This window comes from Brevundimonas sp. LM2 (assembly GCF_002002865.1).
Lineage (GTDB): Bacteria > Pseudomonadota > Alphaproteobacteria > Caulobacterales > Caulobacteraceae > Brevundimonas.
Map to the genome: position 1 here is coordinate 2,403,527 of NZ_CP019508.1, position 17,414 is coordinate 2,420,940.

Annotated in this window: 14 protein-coding genes and 1 tRNA gene; 9 read left to right on the top strand and 6 right to left on the bottom strand. The window is 68.8% G+C overall.

What is annotated here, in order from left to right; genetic code table 11:
• Positions 1–5 precede the first annotated feature (5 nt).
• The 4 genes from BZG35_RS11895 to BZG35_RS11910 form a co-directional block, all read right to left on the bottom strand.
• Entirely contained in the window at positions 6–293 is a 288-nt protein-coding gene (locus BZG35_RS11895; RefSeq protein ID WP_077355846.1) for a SemiSWEET family sugar transporter, read from the bottom strand.
• A 118-nt stretch (positions 294–411) separates the two neighbouring features.
• On the bottom strand, positions 412–1,248 hold the full coding sequence (locus BZG35_RS11900; RefSeq protein ID WP_077355847.1) for an N-acetylmuramoyl-L-alanine amidase: 837 nt from the start codon (positions 1,246–1,248) through the stop codon (positions 412–414).
• A gap of 147 nt (positions 1,249–1,395) precedes the next feature.
• Positions 1,396–2,976 carry an amidase gene (locus BZG35_RS11905; RefSeq protein ID WP_077355848.1) on the bottom strand — a complete coding sequence of 527 codons (1,581 nt, stop codon included), beginning with the start codon at positions 2,974–2,976 and terminating at the stop codon, positions 1,396–1,398.
• Positions 2,977–3,200: 224 nt separating this feature from the next.
• Positions 3,201–5,441, bottom strand: a complete 2,241-nt coding sequence (locus BZG35_RS11910) for a S9 family peptidase (RefSeq protein WP_150126020.1) — start codon at positions 5,439–5,441, stop codon at positions 3,201–3,203.
• Between the two features lie 268 nt (positions 5,442–5,709).
• On the opposite strand from BZG35_RS11910, the gene BZG35_RS11915 reads away from it, so the two are divergent.
• The 3 genes from BZG35_RS11915 to BZG35_RS11925 are packed head-to-tail and all read left to right on the top strand — an operon-like array spanning position 5,710 to position 7,183.
• A complete protein-coding gene (locus BZG35_RS11915; protein ID WP_077355850.1) occupies positions 5,710–6,525 on the top strand; it encodes a ferredoxin--NADP reductase in 816 nt (271 codons plus the stop codon).
• The gene (locus BZG35_RS11920) at positions 6,497–6,862 is read left to right on the top strand and encodes a chorismate mutase (RefSeq protein ID WP_077355851.1); all 366 of its coding nucleotides are present in this window, start codon (positions 6,497–6,499) and stop codon (positions 6,860–6,862) included. Before BZG35_RS11915 ends, BZG35_RS11920 begins: the two co-directional genes overlap by 29 nt.
• Positions 6,863–6,877: 15 nt before the next feature.
• Positions 6,878–7,183: a DUF1330 domain-containing protein gene (locus BZG35_RS11925; protein WP_077355852.1), complete on the top strand. Its 306-nt coding sequence runs from the start codon at positions 6,878–6,880 to the stop codon at positions 7,181–7,183.
• Here BZG35_RS11925 and BZG35_RS11930 read toward each other — a convergent pair.
• Positions 7,180–7,533 (bottom strand): Hpt domain-containing protein, encoded by a 354-nt coding sequence (locus tag BZG35_RS11930; RefSeq protein WP_077355853.1) that lies wholly within the window; start codon positions 7,531–7,533, stop codon positions 7,180–7,182. The two genes, BZG35_RS11925 and BZG35_RS11930, sit on opposite strands and share 4 nt — an antisense overlap.
• Entirely contained in the window at positions 7,533–8,948 is a 1,416-nt protein-coding gene (locus tag BZG35_RS11935; protein WP_077355854.1) for an amino acid permease, read from the bottom strand. Before BZG35_RS11935 ends, BZG35_RS11930 begins: the two co-directional genes overlap by 1 nt.
• 158 nt (positions 8,949–9,106) lie before the next feature.
• Here BZG35_RS11935 and BZG35_RS11940 point away from each other — a divergent pair.
• From BZG35_RS11940 to BZG35_RS11965, 6 genes are all read left to right on the top strand, one after another.
• Positions 9,107–9,182, top strand: a tRNA-Lys gene (locus tag BZG35_RS11940).
• An 88-nt stretch (positions 9,183–9,270) separates the two neighbouring features.
• Positions 9,271–9,552: a hypothetical protein gene (locus BZG35_RS11945; RefSeq protein ID WP_077355855.1), complete on the top strand. Its 282-nt coding sequence runs from the start codon at positions 9,271–9,273 to the stop codon at positions 9,550–9,552.
• A gap of 145 nt (positions 9,553–9,697) precedes the next feature.
• A complete protein-coding gene (locus tag BZG35_RS11950; protein ID WP_253189156.1) occupies positions 9,698–11,446 on the top strand; it encodes a DUF1800 family protein in 1,749 nt (582 codons plus the stop codon).
• Positions 11,447–11,456: 10 nt separating this feature from the next.
• Positions 11,457–13,010 carry a DUF1501 domain-containing protein gene (locus BZG35_RS11955; RefSeq protein ID WP_077355857.1) on the top strand — a complete coding sequence of 518 codons (1,554 nt, stop codon included), beginning with the start codon at positions 11,457–11,459 and terminating at the stop codon, positions 13,008–13,010.
• A gap of 104 nt (positions 13,011–13,114) precedes the next feature.
• Entirely contained in the window at positions 13,115–15,682 is a 2,568-nt protein-coding gene (locus BZG35_RS11960; RefSeq protein WP_150126021.1) for a TonB-dependent receptor, read from the top strand.
• A gap of 28 nt (positions 15,683–15,710) precedes the next feature.
• Positions 15,711–17,405, top strand: a complete 1,695-nt coding sequence (locus tag BZG35_RS11965; RefSeq protein WP_077355858.1) for an alkaline phosphatase — start codon at positions 15,711–15,713, stop codon at positions 17,403–17,405.
• Positions 17,406–17,414: the final 9 nt, after the last annotated feature.

A 17,414-nucleotide genomic window follows, 5' to 3' on the forward strand; every position in this document is an offset into this window, starting at 1 on the left:
GCGCCCTAGGCTTTCGCCGCTTCCGGGTCCCCGTCGCGGAACCGCCACTTCATGCCCAGGACCCCCGCCGCCATGACCAGGGCGCAGGCATTGGCGATCGTCACCGGCCAGGCCTCGGTCAGGACGCCGTAGACGACCCACAGCACGAAACAGGTCACCGTCAGCGCATAGGTGCGCAGCGACACCGACGAGGCGTCGCGCTCCTTCCAGATCTTGATCATCTGGGGGGCGAAGCTCGTGATCGAGCACAGGGCCGCGGCCGTGCCGAAGGCGGTGGCGATCCAGTCGCTCATGGGGTGATCTTTCGGCCGGACAGGGATGACGGGAAACGCATATCCGCCAAACCCCGGCCCAGCCCTCCCGGTTCCTGTGTCGTCCATCGGATCGAGCCGTCAGGCCCGGCCAGACCCCCTACGTCCGGATGTAGCGCGTATGCACCCAGCCGGTCCGAATGGGCCTATGGTCGGCGTCCAGAACCGTCACTTCCAGCCAGTTCCCGCTTTGGCCGAGCGGCTCCAGGACGGTCTTGTCCTTCAGGAGTTCCAGCACGGCGTAGTCCTGCCCCGGTCCGGACCGCAGGTTCAGCCCCGCCGGGGCATCCACGACCGCGATATTGCCCCCGTCATCCTTGCGCTCGTCGAAGACCCGGCTGCGGAACCGGGCCATGTCGAAGGCGGGACCCGGGTCGGACTTGCGGATCGGGGCGATGTCGTCGTGACCGACGACGGTCTTGATCGGATAGACGTCCTTCAGGGCAAGCGTCAGGGCGACCGCCGCGTCGACCTGGGCGTCCGGATAGGCTTCCCAACCGATCCGTGTCCGCGACCCGTTCGGATTGCCGTTGCGGTGAACACCGATGAACGGATCGGCCACCGCCTTGCCCGCCCCGTTCAGCCATTGGGATCCAGAGCCCTTCAGGGGCCCCCAGTTCGCCAGTTCGATGCCGATGGAATAGCGGTTGAGGCCGGTCAGGCCGTCCCAGCTCGACTTGCCCGCGTGCCAGGCCACCACGCCGAAGTTGACGCACTGGATGATCGAACCGTCGCGGTCGATCACCACATGGGCGGAGGACGATGTGTTGGCGGGATTGCAGAACCATTTGGCGGTCAGCAACGCCGTCGAACCCACCGTGTAGTGGATTACGACGATCCCGGGCGGTGGGGCGAAGGCGCCGCCGTGGTTCGGCGACTTGATCTGCTGGACCGCGGCCATGCCGCTCAGCAGGACGCCGTCCCGGACGGTCAGCATGGGTGATATCCCTGTGTTCCGCGCTCCGGATAAGCAGCCGACCCCGCGCCTCAGGATTGAGATATCGTCGTTCGTTCAACCGAGTCAAGGCACGCGCCGGGCCGGAGGCGAGCGAAGACCCGGCCGACCGCCCGGGCTTTCGGCGCCCTAGTCCCGCGGGAGCGGCGCCAGCAGCGGGGCCAGGTCCGGCAGGTCGTCCGCCGACCGGGCGAAGGTCGGCGGACGGATCGCCCGCGTCGCCTGCTCGAAGGCGTAGCCCAGTGACAGGATCCGCGCGTCGTCCCACTTGGCTCCGATGAAGCTGAGCCCCACCGGAAGCCCCTGCACGAAGCCCATCGGCACGGTCAGATGCGGGTATCCCGCCACCGCCGGCAGGGTCGAGGCCGCGCCCAGATAGTGGTCGCCGTTGACCGCATCGATCGACCAGGCCGGTCCCACCGTCGGGGCGACCAGCGCCACCACCGTGTGCTCGGCCAGCATCCGGTCGATCCCCTCCACACCCGCCAGTCGCAGCGAGGTCTCGCGCGCGGCGATATATTCCGGCGTGTCCAGCCCCGTCGTCGCCTCGGCCTTGAGGAAGGTCTCCTGGCCGAACAGGCCCAGTTCGCGCGGCGTGGCCGCGTTGAAGGCGATGACGTCGGCCAGGGTGCGGGTCTTGACCTGAGCCGCGTCCGTCGAGGCCAGATAGGCGTTCAGATCGGCCTTCAGCTCATAGTGCAGCACGGTCGTCTCGGCCGCCCCGATGGCGTTCATGTCGGGCCCGTCGGTGATCTCGACCAGCACCGCGCCCGCGTCACGCAGGGCCTGCAGGTTCGTCTCGAACACCCGGTCCGTGCCGGCCGAATAGCCCGTCAGGAACCGCGCCACCCCGATCCGCGTGCCCCGCAGCGATGCGGCGTCCAGCGCCGCGCGGAAGTCGACCTTGCGCGCATCGGCTTCCGCCGTTGCGGGGTCGGCCGGATCGGTCCCCGCCATGACCGACAACACGAGGGCCGCGTCCTCGACCGTGCGGGTCATCGGCCCGGCCGTGTCCTGCGAATGGCTGATCGGCACGATATGGGTGCGGCTGACCATGCCGACCGTGGGCTTGAAGCCGACGATGCCGTTGATCGCCGCCGGACAGACGATCGACCCGTCCGTCTCGGTCCCGATCGCCGCCGGGGCCAGCCCCGCCGCCACCGCCGCGCCGCTGCCCGAGGACGAGCCGCAGGTGTTCCGGTCCAGCGCATGCGGATTGCGCGTCTGGCCCCCCACCCCGCTCCAGCCCGAGACGGAGGCCGACGAGCGGATATTGGCCCACTCCGACAGATTGGTCTTGCCGAGGATGACCGCCCCGGCCGCGCGCAGCCGAGCGACCAGCGGCGCGTCGCGACCGGGGGCGTTGTCGAGCAGGGCCATCGACCCGGCCGTGGTCGGCATGTCGGCGGTTTCGATGTTGTCCTTGAGGAAGATCGGCATCTCGGAGAGCATCCCATCGGGCGATGCCGCTCCGCCGGACGACCACGCGATGACGGCGTTCATGCCTCTAGCGTCATCTTCACATTGGGCTACGCGATCCGCGGTCACGCCCGCGCATTTTGCGAGCGACGACGACAAACCTGCAGCAGCTCGCCGGTCAGAAGCTGCCGCATCCGCGTCAGCCGCAGCGGCTGCAGCGACTCTCGCAGCAGCAGCGGCCTGCGCAGGGGTCGAGGGTGGACCTTCATACTCGTCGGATAATGCCGGCAACGTCGAACTCGCGCAGCCAGCAAGCAACAGCGCAGTTAGCAGACCTACACACGCCACGCCCCTCCGCGCATATCGGCGAGAGCCGGGATCCAGTGCTTTGGGCGAAGTCTGCCACCCGTTTTGCATCGACATTGATCCGGACCACCGTGCATGAGCGAAAGGACTGGATCCCGGCTTTGGCTGCTGCGCGCCGCTCTCAGGGTCGCCGGGATGAGCGGATAGGTTTAGTCGGACACGCCCGGAGCCCGCGACCCGATCGTCCGGTCGAAGAAGTCCAGATAGGTCCGCCACTGCTGCAGCTGGCGCTCATTCCCCCGCACGCCGTGACGCTGGCCCGGATACAGCATCAGCTCGAACGGGATGCTCTTGGCCTGCAGCGCGTCGATCACCCGGGTCGAGTTCTCCAGGATCACGTTGTCGTCCGCCATCCCGTGCATCAGCAGCATCCGGCCGGTCAGGTTGTCCAGGCGCGGAAGGGCGTCCGACGCCGCATAGCCCTCGGCATTGGCCTGGGGCGTCGACATGAACCGCTCGGTATAGTGGGTGTCGTACAGGCTCCACTCGGTCGGCGGGGCCCCGACGGCGGCGGCCGCCAGCCCCATCTCCGGCTCGGTCAGGGCCATCAGGCTCATGAACCCGCCATAGGACCAGCCCATCATCGCGATCCGGGCGTCGTCCACATAGGGCAGCGATCTCAGATAGTTGGCCCCCAGGACCTGATCCTCGATCTCCGGCTGGCCCATCTTCAGATGCAGGGCCTGTTTGAACGCGGCCGAACGATAGCCCTCGCCGCGGTTGTCGAGCCGGAAGACGATGTAGCCGGCCTCGGTCAGCAGCTGGGTTGTCGCCGGCTGCCAGCTGGGGCGGACGCCCCCGCCCGACGGCCCGCCATAGACCTGCATGATCACCGGATAGGTCTTGGTCGGATCGAAGCCGTAGGGCTTGGTCATCTGCCAGACCAGGGTCTCGCCGTGGCTCTCCAGCGTGCCGAACTCCGGATCCATGCGGCGCTCACGGTAGGGCCAGAAGGGGTGGGTCTCGTCGAGCTTGTTCTCCTCGATCCAGCGCACGAAGGTCCCGTCCGCGCGGTACAGGGCGGTCTGCGGCGGCGTGTCGACGTCGGAATAGGTCGTCACATAGGCGGTGGCGGTGTTGTTCAGATTGAACGCGCCGCTGGTCTCGGTCACCGCCACGGGGCGCGAGCGCCGCGCCAGATCGACCCGGAACAGCCGCCGCTCCAGCGGGGCCTCGACGTTGTCGCGCATGGCGGCGGAGAAGAAGACCTGACCGGTCTCCTCATTGACCCCGTCCAGGGTCTGGACCGGCCACTCGCCCTCGGTCAGGGCCCGCACCTTCCGGCCCGCCGCATTGTACAGATACAGGTGCCGCCAGCCGGTGCTCTCGTCCGACCAGATGAAGCCGCCGTTCTTCAGCGGCTTGAAGTCGTCCGTCAGCTCGACCCAGGCGCGCGAGGTCGGGCTGGCGATGACGCGCGACGCCCCGGTCGTGGGATCGACGCTCAGCAGGTCCAGACGTTTCTGGTCCCGGCTCTGGCGCTGGACGTACAGGGTGCGCCCGTCCTGGGACCAGTTGACCCGGGCCAGATAGATGTCGGTGTTGTCGCCCAGGTCGACCTTGACCCGGCGCGCGGCCGCCACGTCCTGCACATACAGTTCGACCACCGCATTGGGGCGGCCGGCGCGGGGATAGCGCTGCTCGACCACGCTGGCCCCGCCGCCGCTGATGTCCAGCCGGGGCACGATGTCGACGGAGGACTCATCGGTCCGCTGCAGGGCGATGAACCGCTCGTCCGGGCTCCACCAATAGCCGGTGTCGCGATCCATCTCCTCCTGGGCGATGAACTCGGCGGTGGCCCACGTCAGCAGTGCGTCGCCGTCCGTCGTCAGGGGCGTCTCGTCCCCGGTCGCCAGGTTGACGACGAACAGGTCCTGGTCCCGCACGAAGGAGACGTAGTTGCCCTTGGGGCTGACCTTGGCGTCGATCTCGTCCGCCTCGGTTTCGGTCAGGCGGCGAACGGCGCCCCCTTCCCGGCTGGCCAGGAAGATGTCGCCTTCCAGCGGGGCCAGGATATAGCGGCCCTGTTCGTCCCACGAATATTCGACCACGCCGCGCTGGCTGATCCGCATCCGCTCGCGCCGGGCCTTTTCGGCCTCCGACAGCTCGCCGGCATCGGGCACCAGGGCGCGGGCGTCGATCAGCTTGAACGGCTCGCCCGCCCCGGTCGGTGCGGCCCACAGGTCCAGCACCGAGACATCGTCCTGGCGCGCCCGCAGAAAGGCGACCAGTTCGCCGTCCGGCGACAGACTGACCCCCTGGGCCACGGGTCCGTTCAGACCGGGGTTGGCGAACACCCGTTCCGGCGTCAGCACGGCGGGGTTTGCGGATTGGGCGAGCGCCGAACCGGCGGTCAGGGCGAGGGCGGAGACGAGAAGCATTGTGCGCATGGGCGGGACGCTAGCGGGCGAATCCTGCGCCGTCACTCCCCTTCCCTCTCCCAGAGGGAGAGGGCTTGAGGCTCGCAGAGCGCAGCGATGCGCCTTAGCCGAAAGGGTGAGGGGTTACGGTGCCAACCAGTGAGCGCATAACCCCTCACCCTTTCGCGCAAGACCGACCGCCTGACGGCGCTCGGGCGCTCAAGCCCTCTCCCTCTGGGAGAGGGACGACATTTCCGCACCTTTCTTCCGCGTCCGCGAATGCCTAGAAAGCGCGGTGATGACCGACGTCCCCCTCGCCCCGCCCCCGTCCAAGCCCTCCGCCTTCCATGAACTGGAGGTGCTGTCCGTCCACCACTGGACCGACGGATTGTTCAGCTTCCGCATCGCCCGTCCCGACGATTTCCGCTTCCGTTCCGGCGAGTTCGTGATGATCGGCCTGCCCGGCGAAGACGGCGGCAAGCCCATCCTGCGCGCCTACTCCATCGCCAGTCCGGGCTGGGACGAGGAGCTGGAGTTCCTCTCCATCGCCGTGCCGGACGGCCCCCTGACCTCGCGCCTGGTCAGGATCCAGCCCGGCGACACCGTCCTGATGGGCAAGAAGCCGACCGGCACCCTGGTGCTGGACGCCCTGACCGGCGGTCAGACCCTGTGGCTGATCGGCACGGGCACGGGCCTGGCCCCCTGGCTCAGCGTCGCCCGCGATCCCGACACCTACAGCCGCTTCGGCCGGGTCATCGTCTGCCACACGGTGCGCAACGTCGCCGACCTGGCCTACCGCGACTTCCTGACCACCGGAATCCACGACGACCCCCTGATCGGCGAGGAGGCGGCGGCCCAGCTGACCTACTATCCCACCGTCACCCGCGAGGCCTTCGACACGCCCGGCCGGATCACCGACCGGATCAAGTCGGGTGCCGTGTTCACCGACCTGGGCCTGCCGCAGGGCTTCTCGCCCGAGCGCGACCGGGTCATGCTGTGCGGCTCCATGGCCATGATCAAGGAGGCCGGCGAACTGCTGGAGACCTTCGGCCTGAAGGAGGGCTCGAACGCCGAACCCGGCGACTATGTCCTGGAGCGCGCGTTCGTTGGCTGAGACCCTGCACAAGCCCCAGATCGTCGCCGTCGACGCCCGCGTCGACCCCGCCGCCTGCCGCTCGATGGACGACGTCCGTCACGGCGTCGACGCCCTCGACCGCGCCCTGGTCGCCCTGCTGGCCGAGCGCCAGCGCTACATGGACGCCGCCGCCCGCATCAAGCCGGACCGCGACGCCGTCCACGACGACGCCCGCATCGAGGACGTGGTCACAAAGGTCCTGGCCGCGGCCCAGGCCCACCACCTGTCGCCCGACATCGCCGAGCCGGTCTGGCGCACCCTGATCGACCGCTGCATCGCCCACGAGTTCGCGACCTACGACCGCACCCGCCCCTAGCCCCGGAGCCTTGCCATGACCGATACGCCGACCGCCAAGGCCTATGTCATCAACGAGATCGTCGTCACCGACCCGGACCGCTATGCCGAGTACGCGGCTCTGGCCAAGCCGACGGTGGAGGCTTTCGGCGGGCGCTACATGGTGCGCGGCGGCGCCGGCCAGGCCCTCGTCGGCGAGCCGCCCGCGGCCCGCATCGTCGTGCTCGAGTTCCCGGACCGCCCGACCGCCCTCGCCTGGCGCGCCTCGCCCGACTACCAGGCCGCCCTGCGCATCCGCGAGGCCGCCTCGACCTCGCGGGTCTATGTCGTCGACGGCGTCTAGCCCTTCAGCGATCGGAGCATCAGCTCGTGCCGCCACGCCGCGACGTCGGCCAGGGCCGCGTTGAGGGCGTCGCGGACCTCGTCCAGCCGACGCGGCACCACCCCGGACTCGGCCCCCTCGGCCTCCAGACAGGCGGCGGCCAGATGTCCCGCCCCGATGCCGGCCGCCGCCCCCCGGATCGTGTGAACCGCGTCGCGCCAGCCCTCCTGCCGCGTATCCAGCATCGGCGACCACAGGCCGGCCTGCTGGACGAACAGACCCAGCACCTCCTCGGCCACCGCGTCGTCGCCGCCGGTCGTGCGATCCAGCACCGCGAAATCGACGGCTCCGGTCAGGTCGCGCCGGGACATCAGCCGGCCTGTTCGGGGTGCTTGGCCAGGCGCGCGTTCTTGGCCGACCACAGCAGGTAGATCACCAGCCCGCCAAGGTTCCAGTACAGGAAATACAGCTGTGTGCGCGCCTGCAGGCTGAAGAAGAAGACCAGGCAGCCCACCACCGTGATCGCCCCGACCAGCCAGAACAGCGGGGCGCGGAACTTGCGCTCGCGGGCCGGGTCCCGCAGCCGCAGCACGATCAGGCACACCCCCACCGCCCCGAACGCCGCCAGGGTCCCGGCATTGGCCAGCGAGGCCAGTTCGTCCAGCCGCATGATCCCGGCCAGGGCCGCCACGACGATGGCGGTGAAGACCGTCACCACCGCCGGCACGCCCCGGGTCGAAATCTTCGCCAGCGACGTCGGCAGCAGGCCGTCGCGCGCCATGCCCAGGAAGATCCGGCTCTGGCCGAACAGGAAGGCCAGCAGGACGGTCGGCAGGGCGATCACCGCGCTCGCCGCGATCCACTGGGCCGCCGTCCCCTGTCCCAGCTCGCGCAGGATCAGGGCCAGGGGTTCGGGACTGGCGGCGAAGCTGGCCACGGGTCGCGCCCCGATCGCCGCCGCCGCCACCACCAGATACAGCACCGTGCAGATCAGCATCGAGCCGATGATGCCGATGGCCAGGTCGCGCTCGGGCTTCTTGGTCTCCTCCGCCGCCGTCGAGATGGCGTCGAAGCCGTAGAAGGCGAAGAAGATGATCGCCGCCGCCGCCATCACGCCGGTCTGGACGAAGGGCGCCCCGAAGCCATAGGGCATGAAGGGCACGAAATTGGCCTGGTCGAAGGCCGGCAGGGCGATGGCCACGAAGCCGATCAGGGCGGCGACCTTGATGACCACCAGGATGGCGTTCAGCGTCGCGCTCTCGCGCGTGCCCAGCAGCAGCAGGCCGGTGACCAGGGCGATGATCGCCACCGCCGGCAGGTTGACCACCCCGCCCGCCACATGCGGCCCAACCGTTAGGGCCGTCGGCAGGTCGATCCCCATCCCCGTCAGGAACCCGACCGCATAGCCCGACCAGCCCACCGCCACGGCCGAGACCACCAGCGAATACTCGAGGATCAGGCTCCACCCGACGATCCAGGCGATCCCCTCGCCCAGCACGGCGTAGGAATAGGCATAGGCGCTGCCCGCCTGCGGCATCATGGTCGACAGCTCGGCATAGGCCAGGGCGGCGCAGGCGCAGACCAATCCGGCCAGGGCGAAGCTGATCATCACCGCCGGCCCGGCCAGCCCCGCCCCAACCCCGATCAGGGTCAGGATCCCCGTCCCGACGATGGCCCCCACGCCCAGGGCCAGCAGGTGCGGCCAGCTCAGCGTCGCCTTCAGGCGCGGCCCATCCGACGCCTGATGCAATGCGTCGATCGACTTGCGCCGGTTCCAGAAGGCCATTCACACACTCCCACGCCCGACCCGGGCGAATCCCGGCGCGATGCTAGCGTGCCCTTCCGTAATGCGGAACCGCCCCGAAAAGCCTTGCATCCGCCGCCCGATCTCTCTATCTCGCCCCCTTCGCGCTGTAGAGGCTCGCACGCGAGGACGACTGGTACGGGTGATTAGCTCAGTTGGTAGAGCAGCTGACTCTTAATCAGCGGGTCGTTGGTTCGAACCCAACATCACCCACCATCGTCGCTCCTGGAACCTGACCGGCCGATCGGCGGTTGTCCAGACGAGCGGCAACCTCGCCGCCTGACACGCGGGCCAGGACACAGCCATGAAGACGCGTTCCGTTCTGCTCATCGGCTGTGCCGTCGCGCTGTCGCTGGCCGCCTGTACCCAAGCGAACGATACAGCCGAGACCGTGCCGGAGACGGCGGCGACGATGGCCGAAGGCCAGAACGAGGCGACGGGCGCAATCGAACCCGGCGTCGGGTCTCCCGCCGAACCGGGGGCCGGCGTCCCCGACGCCTCCCAGCCGGACGTGACGCCCAACCCGGACGGGACCAATCCCGTCCCGCCGCAGCCGCGTGATGCCGTGACGACGCCCCCGGCCTGAGCCGCGCGGCGGAGCCCCTAAGGTCAAGCTGCTCCCGATTGCGTGACCCATAGAACGCTGTTTGCAAGCAATTTGTTCATCCTTATAGACCACAGGTTGTGCCGTCGAACAGGCCGGCGGATCGGCCGCGTGTCGGGGGACGGGCGTGCGCATCTCACAGACTTTCGATCGTGCGAGACGGCTGATCGTGCCGTTGGCCATGATGGTCGCGCTGTCCGCCTGTGGCGGCGGCGGCGGCGGGGGCGGCGGGGGTAGCGGGTCGGGCGGCGGGCCCGCCGGTCCGGCGCCGGCGCCTGTGCCCGCGGGACCGACGGCGGCGGATGCCGGTCGTCTGCTGACCCAGGCGACCTTCGGACCGACCGACGCCGACATCGAGGCCGTCCTGGCCACGGGTTACAGCGGCTGGATCGACCAGCAGATCGCCGCTCAGTCGTCGTCCCACCTGACCTACCTCGACAACCGTCTGGCGCAGCTCCGGCTGACGAACGCCAATGCCAACCTCGGGGCCAACAACTTCTACGAGAGTTTCTGGCTGTATTCAGCCACCAGCCCGGCGCAGCTGCGCGAGCGCATGAAACTGGCCCTGTCCGAGATCTTCGTGATCTCCGTCGTCGACGCCAACATCGATGTCCGCGGAGCGGGCTCCTACTACGACATGCTCGGCGCCAATGCGTTCGGCAACTATCGGACCCTGCTGGAGCAGGTCGCCCTGCATCCGATGATGGGGGTCTACCTGACCCTCATGGGCAATCAGAAGGAGGATGCCCGCACCGGCCGGAATCCGGACGAGAATTTCGCCCGCGAGGTCTTGCAGCTGATGTCGCTGGGCGTCCACGAACTCAACGCCGACGGCACGGTCAGGCGCGATGGGGCCAACAACCCGATCCCGACCTATACGCCGTCCGACATCTCGAACCTGGCCCGGGTCTTCACCGGACTCAGCTGGTATTCGGCGACGCCGACCACCGCGACCTTCTCCGGCGCAGGCCGGACGCCGGACAGCTATGTGCGGCCCATGATCGCCTATCCCAGCTTCCATTCGACCTCGGCCAAGACCTTCCTGGGAACGACCATCCCGCAGGGATCCAACGACGCCGGCACCGACGTGAAGATCGCCCTGGACACGATCTTCGCCCATCCGAACGTCCCGCCCTTCATCTGCAAACAGCTGATCCAGCGGCTGGTGACCTCCAATCCTTCGCCCGCCTACGTCGGCCGCTGCTCGGCCAGCTTCGTCAACAACGGCTCCGGCGTGCGGGGGGATCTGGCGGCGGTCGTGCGCGCGATCCTGCTGGATGCCGAGGCCCGCGACACCTCGGCCAGCGCGGTCACGACCTACGGCAAGGTGCGCGAACCGGTCGTCCGCATGGCCCACTGGATGCGCGCCTTCGGGGCCACGTCGGCCAGCGGCAACTACCTGCTGAACTCCACCAGCGCCAACACCTCGCTCGGCCAGTCGGCGCTGGCGTCGTCCTCGGTCTTCAACTTCTTCCGGCCCGGCTACGTCCCGCCGAACACCCGGCTCAGCGCCCAGAACCTGACGGCGCCCGAAATGCAGATCGTCGATGAGGTGACCGTGGCCGGCTATGCCAACACCATGCAGGCCGCGATCGGCAACGGGATCGGCAGCGGCAACGATGTCCGGTCCGCCTATACCCGCGAGATCGCGATCGCCGGCGATGCCAACGCCCTCGCGGACCGGATGAACCGGCTGCTGCTGAACGGCACCATGTCGACCGCGCTGCGGGCCCGACTGGTCGAGAGCCTCAACAGCGTCACCGTCCCGGCGACGACGGGAACCAACCAGGCGACGATCGACACGGCCCTGCTCAATCGATCCAAACTGGCCGTCTACATGACGATGGTGTCGCCCGATTATCTGGTTCAGCGGTGAGGACGCGACGATGACCCACGGAATCCACAACCGCCGCCAGCTGCTCCGCATCGGTGGGGCCATGTCGATGCTGGGGGCCGCCAGCCCCTTCGCGGCCCAGCTGCTCGCCGCCGGCAATGCCGCCAGCCAGAGCGCCCCGGACTACAAGGCCCTGGTCTGTATCTTCCTGTTCGGCGGCAACGACAGCAACAACGCCGTCCTGGCCACGGATCCCGACTCCTGGGGCCGGTATTTCGCCGCGCGCAACACCGGCGGCGACCCGATCGCCCTGATGCCGGTCGGCACCCCGCCCACGCCCGTCGGGGCCACCAACGCCCTCACCGGCCGCGTGGCCAGGGCCAATACGCCCGAGGCCTGGGGCGGTGTTCTGCCGATCGTGCCGCGCACGCCGAACCCGATCCCGGCGGGCACCAACGCCTCGGTCCGCACCTTCGGCCTGCACCCGATGCTGGCCCCGCTGAAGACGCTGTTCGATGCCGATCGCCTGGCCGTCGTGGCCAATGTCGGCACCCTGGTGCGTCCGATCACCAAGGCCCAGTATCAGGGTCGCACGGTCGCCTATCCCGCGAACCTGTTCTCCCACAACGATCAGCAGTCGACCTGGCAGGCCGGACAGGGCGAAGGGGCGCGCGTCGGCTGGGGCGGTCGCTACGGCGACCTGCTGTCCAGCCTGAACGGCAACGGATCCCTGTTCACCGCCATCTCCACGGCGGGCAACGCCGTCTTCCTGTCCGGCCAGAACGTGGTCCAGTATCAGATGACGACCTCGGCCCAGCCCGCCGTGGTCATCACCGGTCAGTCGGGCAGCAGCCTGTTCGGCTCGACCGTCGCCCCCGGCCGGGTCCGCGAGATCGTCCGGGACACCTCCTCGGCCAGCCTGTTCGCGACCGATTATGCGACCACGACCGATCGGTCGATCGGCGCGGCCACCTCGCTGAACTCGGTCTTCGCCTCCTCCACGGTGACCAGTGTCCCCAATGCCACGGCCTATGTGAATCCGATCACCCGCGCGACCGAGACCAATTCGCTGGCCGTCCAGCTGCAGACCGTCGCCCGGATGATCGCCGCCGGCCCGACCCTGGGCACCAAGCGCCAGGTGTTCTTCGTCAGCCTGGGCGGCTGGGACACCCATGATTTCCAGAACACGACCCAGGCCAACAACCTGGCCAAGGTGGCCCATGCGATGGCCTATTTCGACGGCGTGCTCGGCAATCTGGGCGGAGTGAACATGCGCCAGGCGGTGACCACCTTCACCGCCTCCGACTTCTCGCGGACCTTCACCACCAACGGCGACGGCACGGATCACGCCTGGGGCGGCCACCATTTCGTCATGGGCGGCGCGGTTCGGGGCGGCGACATCTATGGCCAGTTTCCCACCGTCGGCACCGATCTCGGGACCTTCCGCAACCCGGACATGGCGGGCTCGGCGTTCGTGCCGACGACCTCGGTCGATCAGTACGGGGCCACGATGGGGCGCTGGATGGGGGTCTCGGAATTCAACCTCGATACCATCTTCCCCAATCTGAGCGGCTTCGCCGCGCGGGGGCTGGGTTTCCTCGGCTGAGGCAACGCTCCGAACACGGCTCAAGCGTCACCCGTCCATCGCGCAACCGTCGTCAGGCCGCCGCCGACGGCCGCTAGGGGCATGACAGCAACCTGGGGGCTGTCATGATCCGTTCGAACCACACCAAGACCTTTTTGATGGGCTGCGTGGCGGCCTGCGCGCTGGGCAACGTGGCGCACGCCCAATCGAACGCCGGCCAGGAAAGCCAGCTGGAAGAGGTGATCGTCACCGCCCAGCTGCGCGCTCAGGACCCGATCGAGGTGCCCTTCGCCCTGACCGCCTACAACGGCGAATTCCTGGACCGCCTGGGCGTGCAGGACTTCGAGGAGCTGTCGGCCTTCGTGCCCGGCCTGCTGGTGCAGAACCAGTCCCCGAACAACCCGGGCTTCCAGATCCGCGGCCTGACCTCGGACTCGACCGGCTCGTCGGACGAGCCCCGTGTGTCGATCTATCAGGACGGCGTCTCGATCTCGCGCGCCCCCGGGGCCTTCGTCGAACTGTTCGACATCGAGCGCGTCGAGGTGGCCAAGGGGCCGCAATCGACCCTCTACGGCCGGGGCGCCCTGATCGGCGCGGTCAACGTGATCCAGAACAAGGCCGACCTCACCGGCTTCGACGCCGAGGCCCGCGCCGGCGTCGGCAGCTACGACTACCGCATGGCCGAGCTGATGCTGAACATGCCGCTGTCGGACACGACGGCGGTGCGGGTCGCAACCCGGCTGAAGAGCCGCGACGGCTATGTCGAGAACCTGCTGGGCGGCAAGGATTACAACAGCATCGACACCCAGGCTTTCCGCGGCCTGTTCGCCTGGGCCCCGAGCGACGCCTTCCGCTTCGACCTGATCGCCAACTACCAGCAGGACAACCCCTCGGGCGTCAGCTTCCGCTCGATCTACTACAACCCCCAGAACCCGACCACGGGCGCGGTCCTGGGCGGGCGCAACCCCGAGGACGGCGCGGCCCTGACGCCCGGCACCAACATCGACGGCGGCCGCACCCTCGGCATCGACCGCGAAGTCTGGGGCGTGACCGGCATCGCCCGCTACGACCTGTCCGACAGCCTGACGCTGAACTCGACCACCGCCTATCGCACGTTCGAGACGTCCGAGACCTTCGATCCGGACGGCATCTCCCTGCCGATCCTGAACGGCGTCGGCAACTCCGACGGCGAGCAGTTCAGCCAGGAGCTGCGGCTGAACTGGGACAACGGCGGCCAGTGGTCGGGCTTCGCCGGCGTCGGCTATTTCAGCGAGGACAACCAGTCCGACTCGCCGATCGAGATCGACGAGCGTCTGGCCTTGGCGCAGCTCGGCCGCGTTCTGGACGGCACGAACCTCGCCGTCCTCCCGACCGCCCTTCCGCTCGCGGCCTACGGCTCCTCGGCCTTCCTGACGCCGCTGCTGACCGGCCTGGGTCTTCCGTCGGCTGCCATCCCCGGCATCTCGCGCAATCTGAAGGCCAGCCACATCGAAACGGCCGGGACCGAGAGCGAGCTGGAATCCTATGACGTCTTCGGCGACCTGACCTGGAAGCCCACCGACCGGCTCGAGTTCGCCGCCGGCGTCCGCTACACCTCCGACCAGAAGACCACCGGCTTCAGCTCCTCGGTGCTGAACGGACGGTCCATCGCCGGCGGCCTGCTGGCTGTCGTCCAGCTGGGCACTCAGGCCCGAGCGCTCGCCGCCCAGGGCACGCCCGCAGCCCTCGCTCAGGCCCAGGCCCTGAACGCCACGATCAACGGTCTGGTGACCGCGCTCGCCACGCCCGGCGCGGTCAACTTCCCGGCCTCCGTCATTCCTGTCTTCGGCCTGACCTTCCAGCCGACGGCCAACAACGGCGACGTCACCACGCGCGATCTGGATGACGACGGACTGACCTATCGTCTGACCGGCCGCTACGCGCTCAGCGACGACGCCAGCCTGTACGCCACCTATGCCCGTGGCCGCCGGCCCGCCGTCCTCGCCGTCACGGTTCCGACCATCCCCTACGGCGCGCCCGTCTTCACCGAGGTGCCGGCCGAGACGGTCGACAGCTATGAGACCGGTTTCAAGACGGTGCTGAACGACGGCCGCATCCGCCTGGACGGCGCGGTCTATTTCTACAGCTACGAAAATTTCCAGACCACGGAACAGGTCGGCACCCAGTTCATCACCACCAACGCCGGCGAGGCCGAGGCCTATGGGTTCGAAAGCCAGGCCTCCTGGGCCGCCACCGACTGGCTCGATCTGTTCTCGACCTATGCCTACAACCACGCCCGCTTCAAGACCGGCGCGCGGGACGGGAACAGCTTCCGTCTGGCACCCGACCACCGCTATTCGATCGGGGCCCTGGCGACCCTGGCCGTCAGCGGCGGCGCGATCGAGGTGCAGCCGACCTACAGCTGGCAGTCGCGGGTCTTCTTCGACGACAACAACGACCGCACCAGCCTGCAGACTACCGGCTTCGTGCCCGACGTCCTCGTGGACGAGGTTCAGGACGGCTACGGCCTGTTGAACCTACGCGTCCGCTACGTGCCCACCGGGGCGAACTGGGAGGTCGAGGCTTTCGGCGACAACCTGACGGATGAAGCCTTCCTCAAGGACGCGGGCAACACCGGCGACAGCCTGGGTCTGCCGACCTTCATCGCCGGCGAGCCCCTGACCTACGGCGTCAACCTGACCATCCGCTACTGATCTTCGACTGCGCTTAAGGGATCCGACCATGATCATCGACCGTCGCGGCCTTCTGGGCGGGATCGGGGCCGGCGCCGCCGTCGTCTCCGGACCGGCCTTCGCCTCTTCGCCCCACCAGGCCGCGACCGTCGCCTTCCTGCACGGAGTCGCCTCCGGCGATCCCGACAGCCGGTCGGCCGTGTTCTGGACCCGCGTCACCCCGGGCGACGCCTCGGGGGCCGACATCGAGGTGACGCTGGAGGTCGCGCGCGACGCCGGCTTCACCGACATTGTCCGCACCTCGAGCGGTCTGCGCGCCCGCGCCGCCCGCGATTTCACGGTCAAGCACGACCTGGACGGCCAGGGCCTCGAGCCGGGAACGGAGTATGTCTATCGCTTCAAGGCGGGCGACGTCGTCTCGCCCACGGGCCGGGTCCGCACCCTGCCCGAGGGCGCCACGCCCGACGTCGTCCTGGCCGTCGCCTCGTGCCAGCTCTATCCGGGCGGCCTGTTCAACGCGTACGACGCCATGTCCAAGCTGGAGCGGCTCGACGCCGTCATCCACCTCGGCGACTACATCTATGAGTATGGCGCGCGCGAGAGCGACTACGGCGGCGCGACGGGGGCCCAGCTCAGCCGCCTGCACCAGCCGCCGCGCGAGATCGTCACGCTCGAGGACTACCGGCTGCGTCACGCCCAGTACAAGTCCGACCCGGACCTGCAGGCCGCCCACGCCCGCGCCGCCTTCATCTGCGTCTGGGACGACCACGAGGTCGCCAACGACGCCTGGTCCATGGGGGCCGAGAACCATACGGACGCCACCGAGGGGGCCTTCGCCGACCGCAAGGCCACGGCCCTGCGCGCCTATTTCGAATGGATGCCGATCCGCGAGCCCAGGGCCGGCCTGACGCCGGACGCCATCTATCGCAGCTTCGATTTCGGCGACCTGGCCACCCTGGCCATGGTCGAGACCCGGCTGGTCGCGCGCCAGAAACAGCTCGACTACGCCACCGACATGCCGATGGTCGACGGCAAGCCCGACCTCGAGGCCTTTGGGGCCCTGCTGAACGACCCGGACCGCGACCTGCTGGGCGACCCCCAGCGCGACTGGATCCAGCGCACCCTGGCCGCCTCCAAGGCCGCCGGCCGTCCGTGGCAGGTGATCGGCAACCAGGTGGTCATGGCCCGGGTCAAGGGGCCCGACGTGACCAAGATCGCCTCCCCGGCCCAGATCGAGGGCCTGCTGGCCGGTCTGCCGGAGGACGTCCGCGCGGGCGTCGGACAGATGATCCAGCTCTATACCCTGGGCGTCCCCTTCGGCCTCGACAGCTGGGACGGCTATCCGGCTGGCCGCGAGCGCCTGTACCAGGCCTTCAAGGCCGCCGAGGTCCAGCCCATCGTCCTGGCCGGCGACAGCCATGCCTTCTGGGTCAACGAGCTGAAGGACGCCGCCGGCGCGCGCCGCGCGGTCGAGTTCGGCACCAGCGGCATCACCAGCCCCTCGCCCGGCGACGCCGTCGCTCCCCTGCCCCTGGGTCCCCTGCTCAGCGCCAACAACGACGAGGTCGTCTTCTGCGACCAGACGGGAAAGGGCTATATCCTGCTGACCCTGACGCCCGACACCGCCGAGGCCAGGCTGCAGACCGTCTCCACCATCCTGGCCAAGCCCTATACGGCGGCCACGGGCTCGACCTGGACCGTGAAGCGGGACGGCGATGGGATCACGGCACCGGTGCGGAGCTAGTCCTTCCCC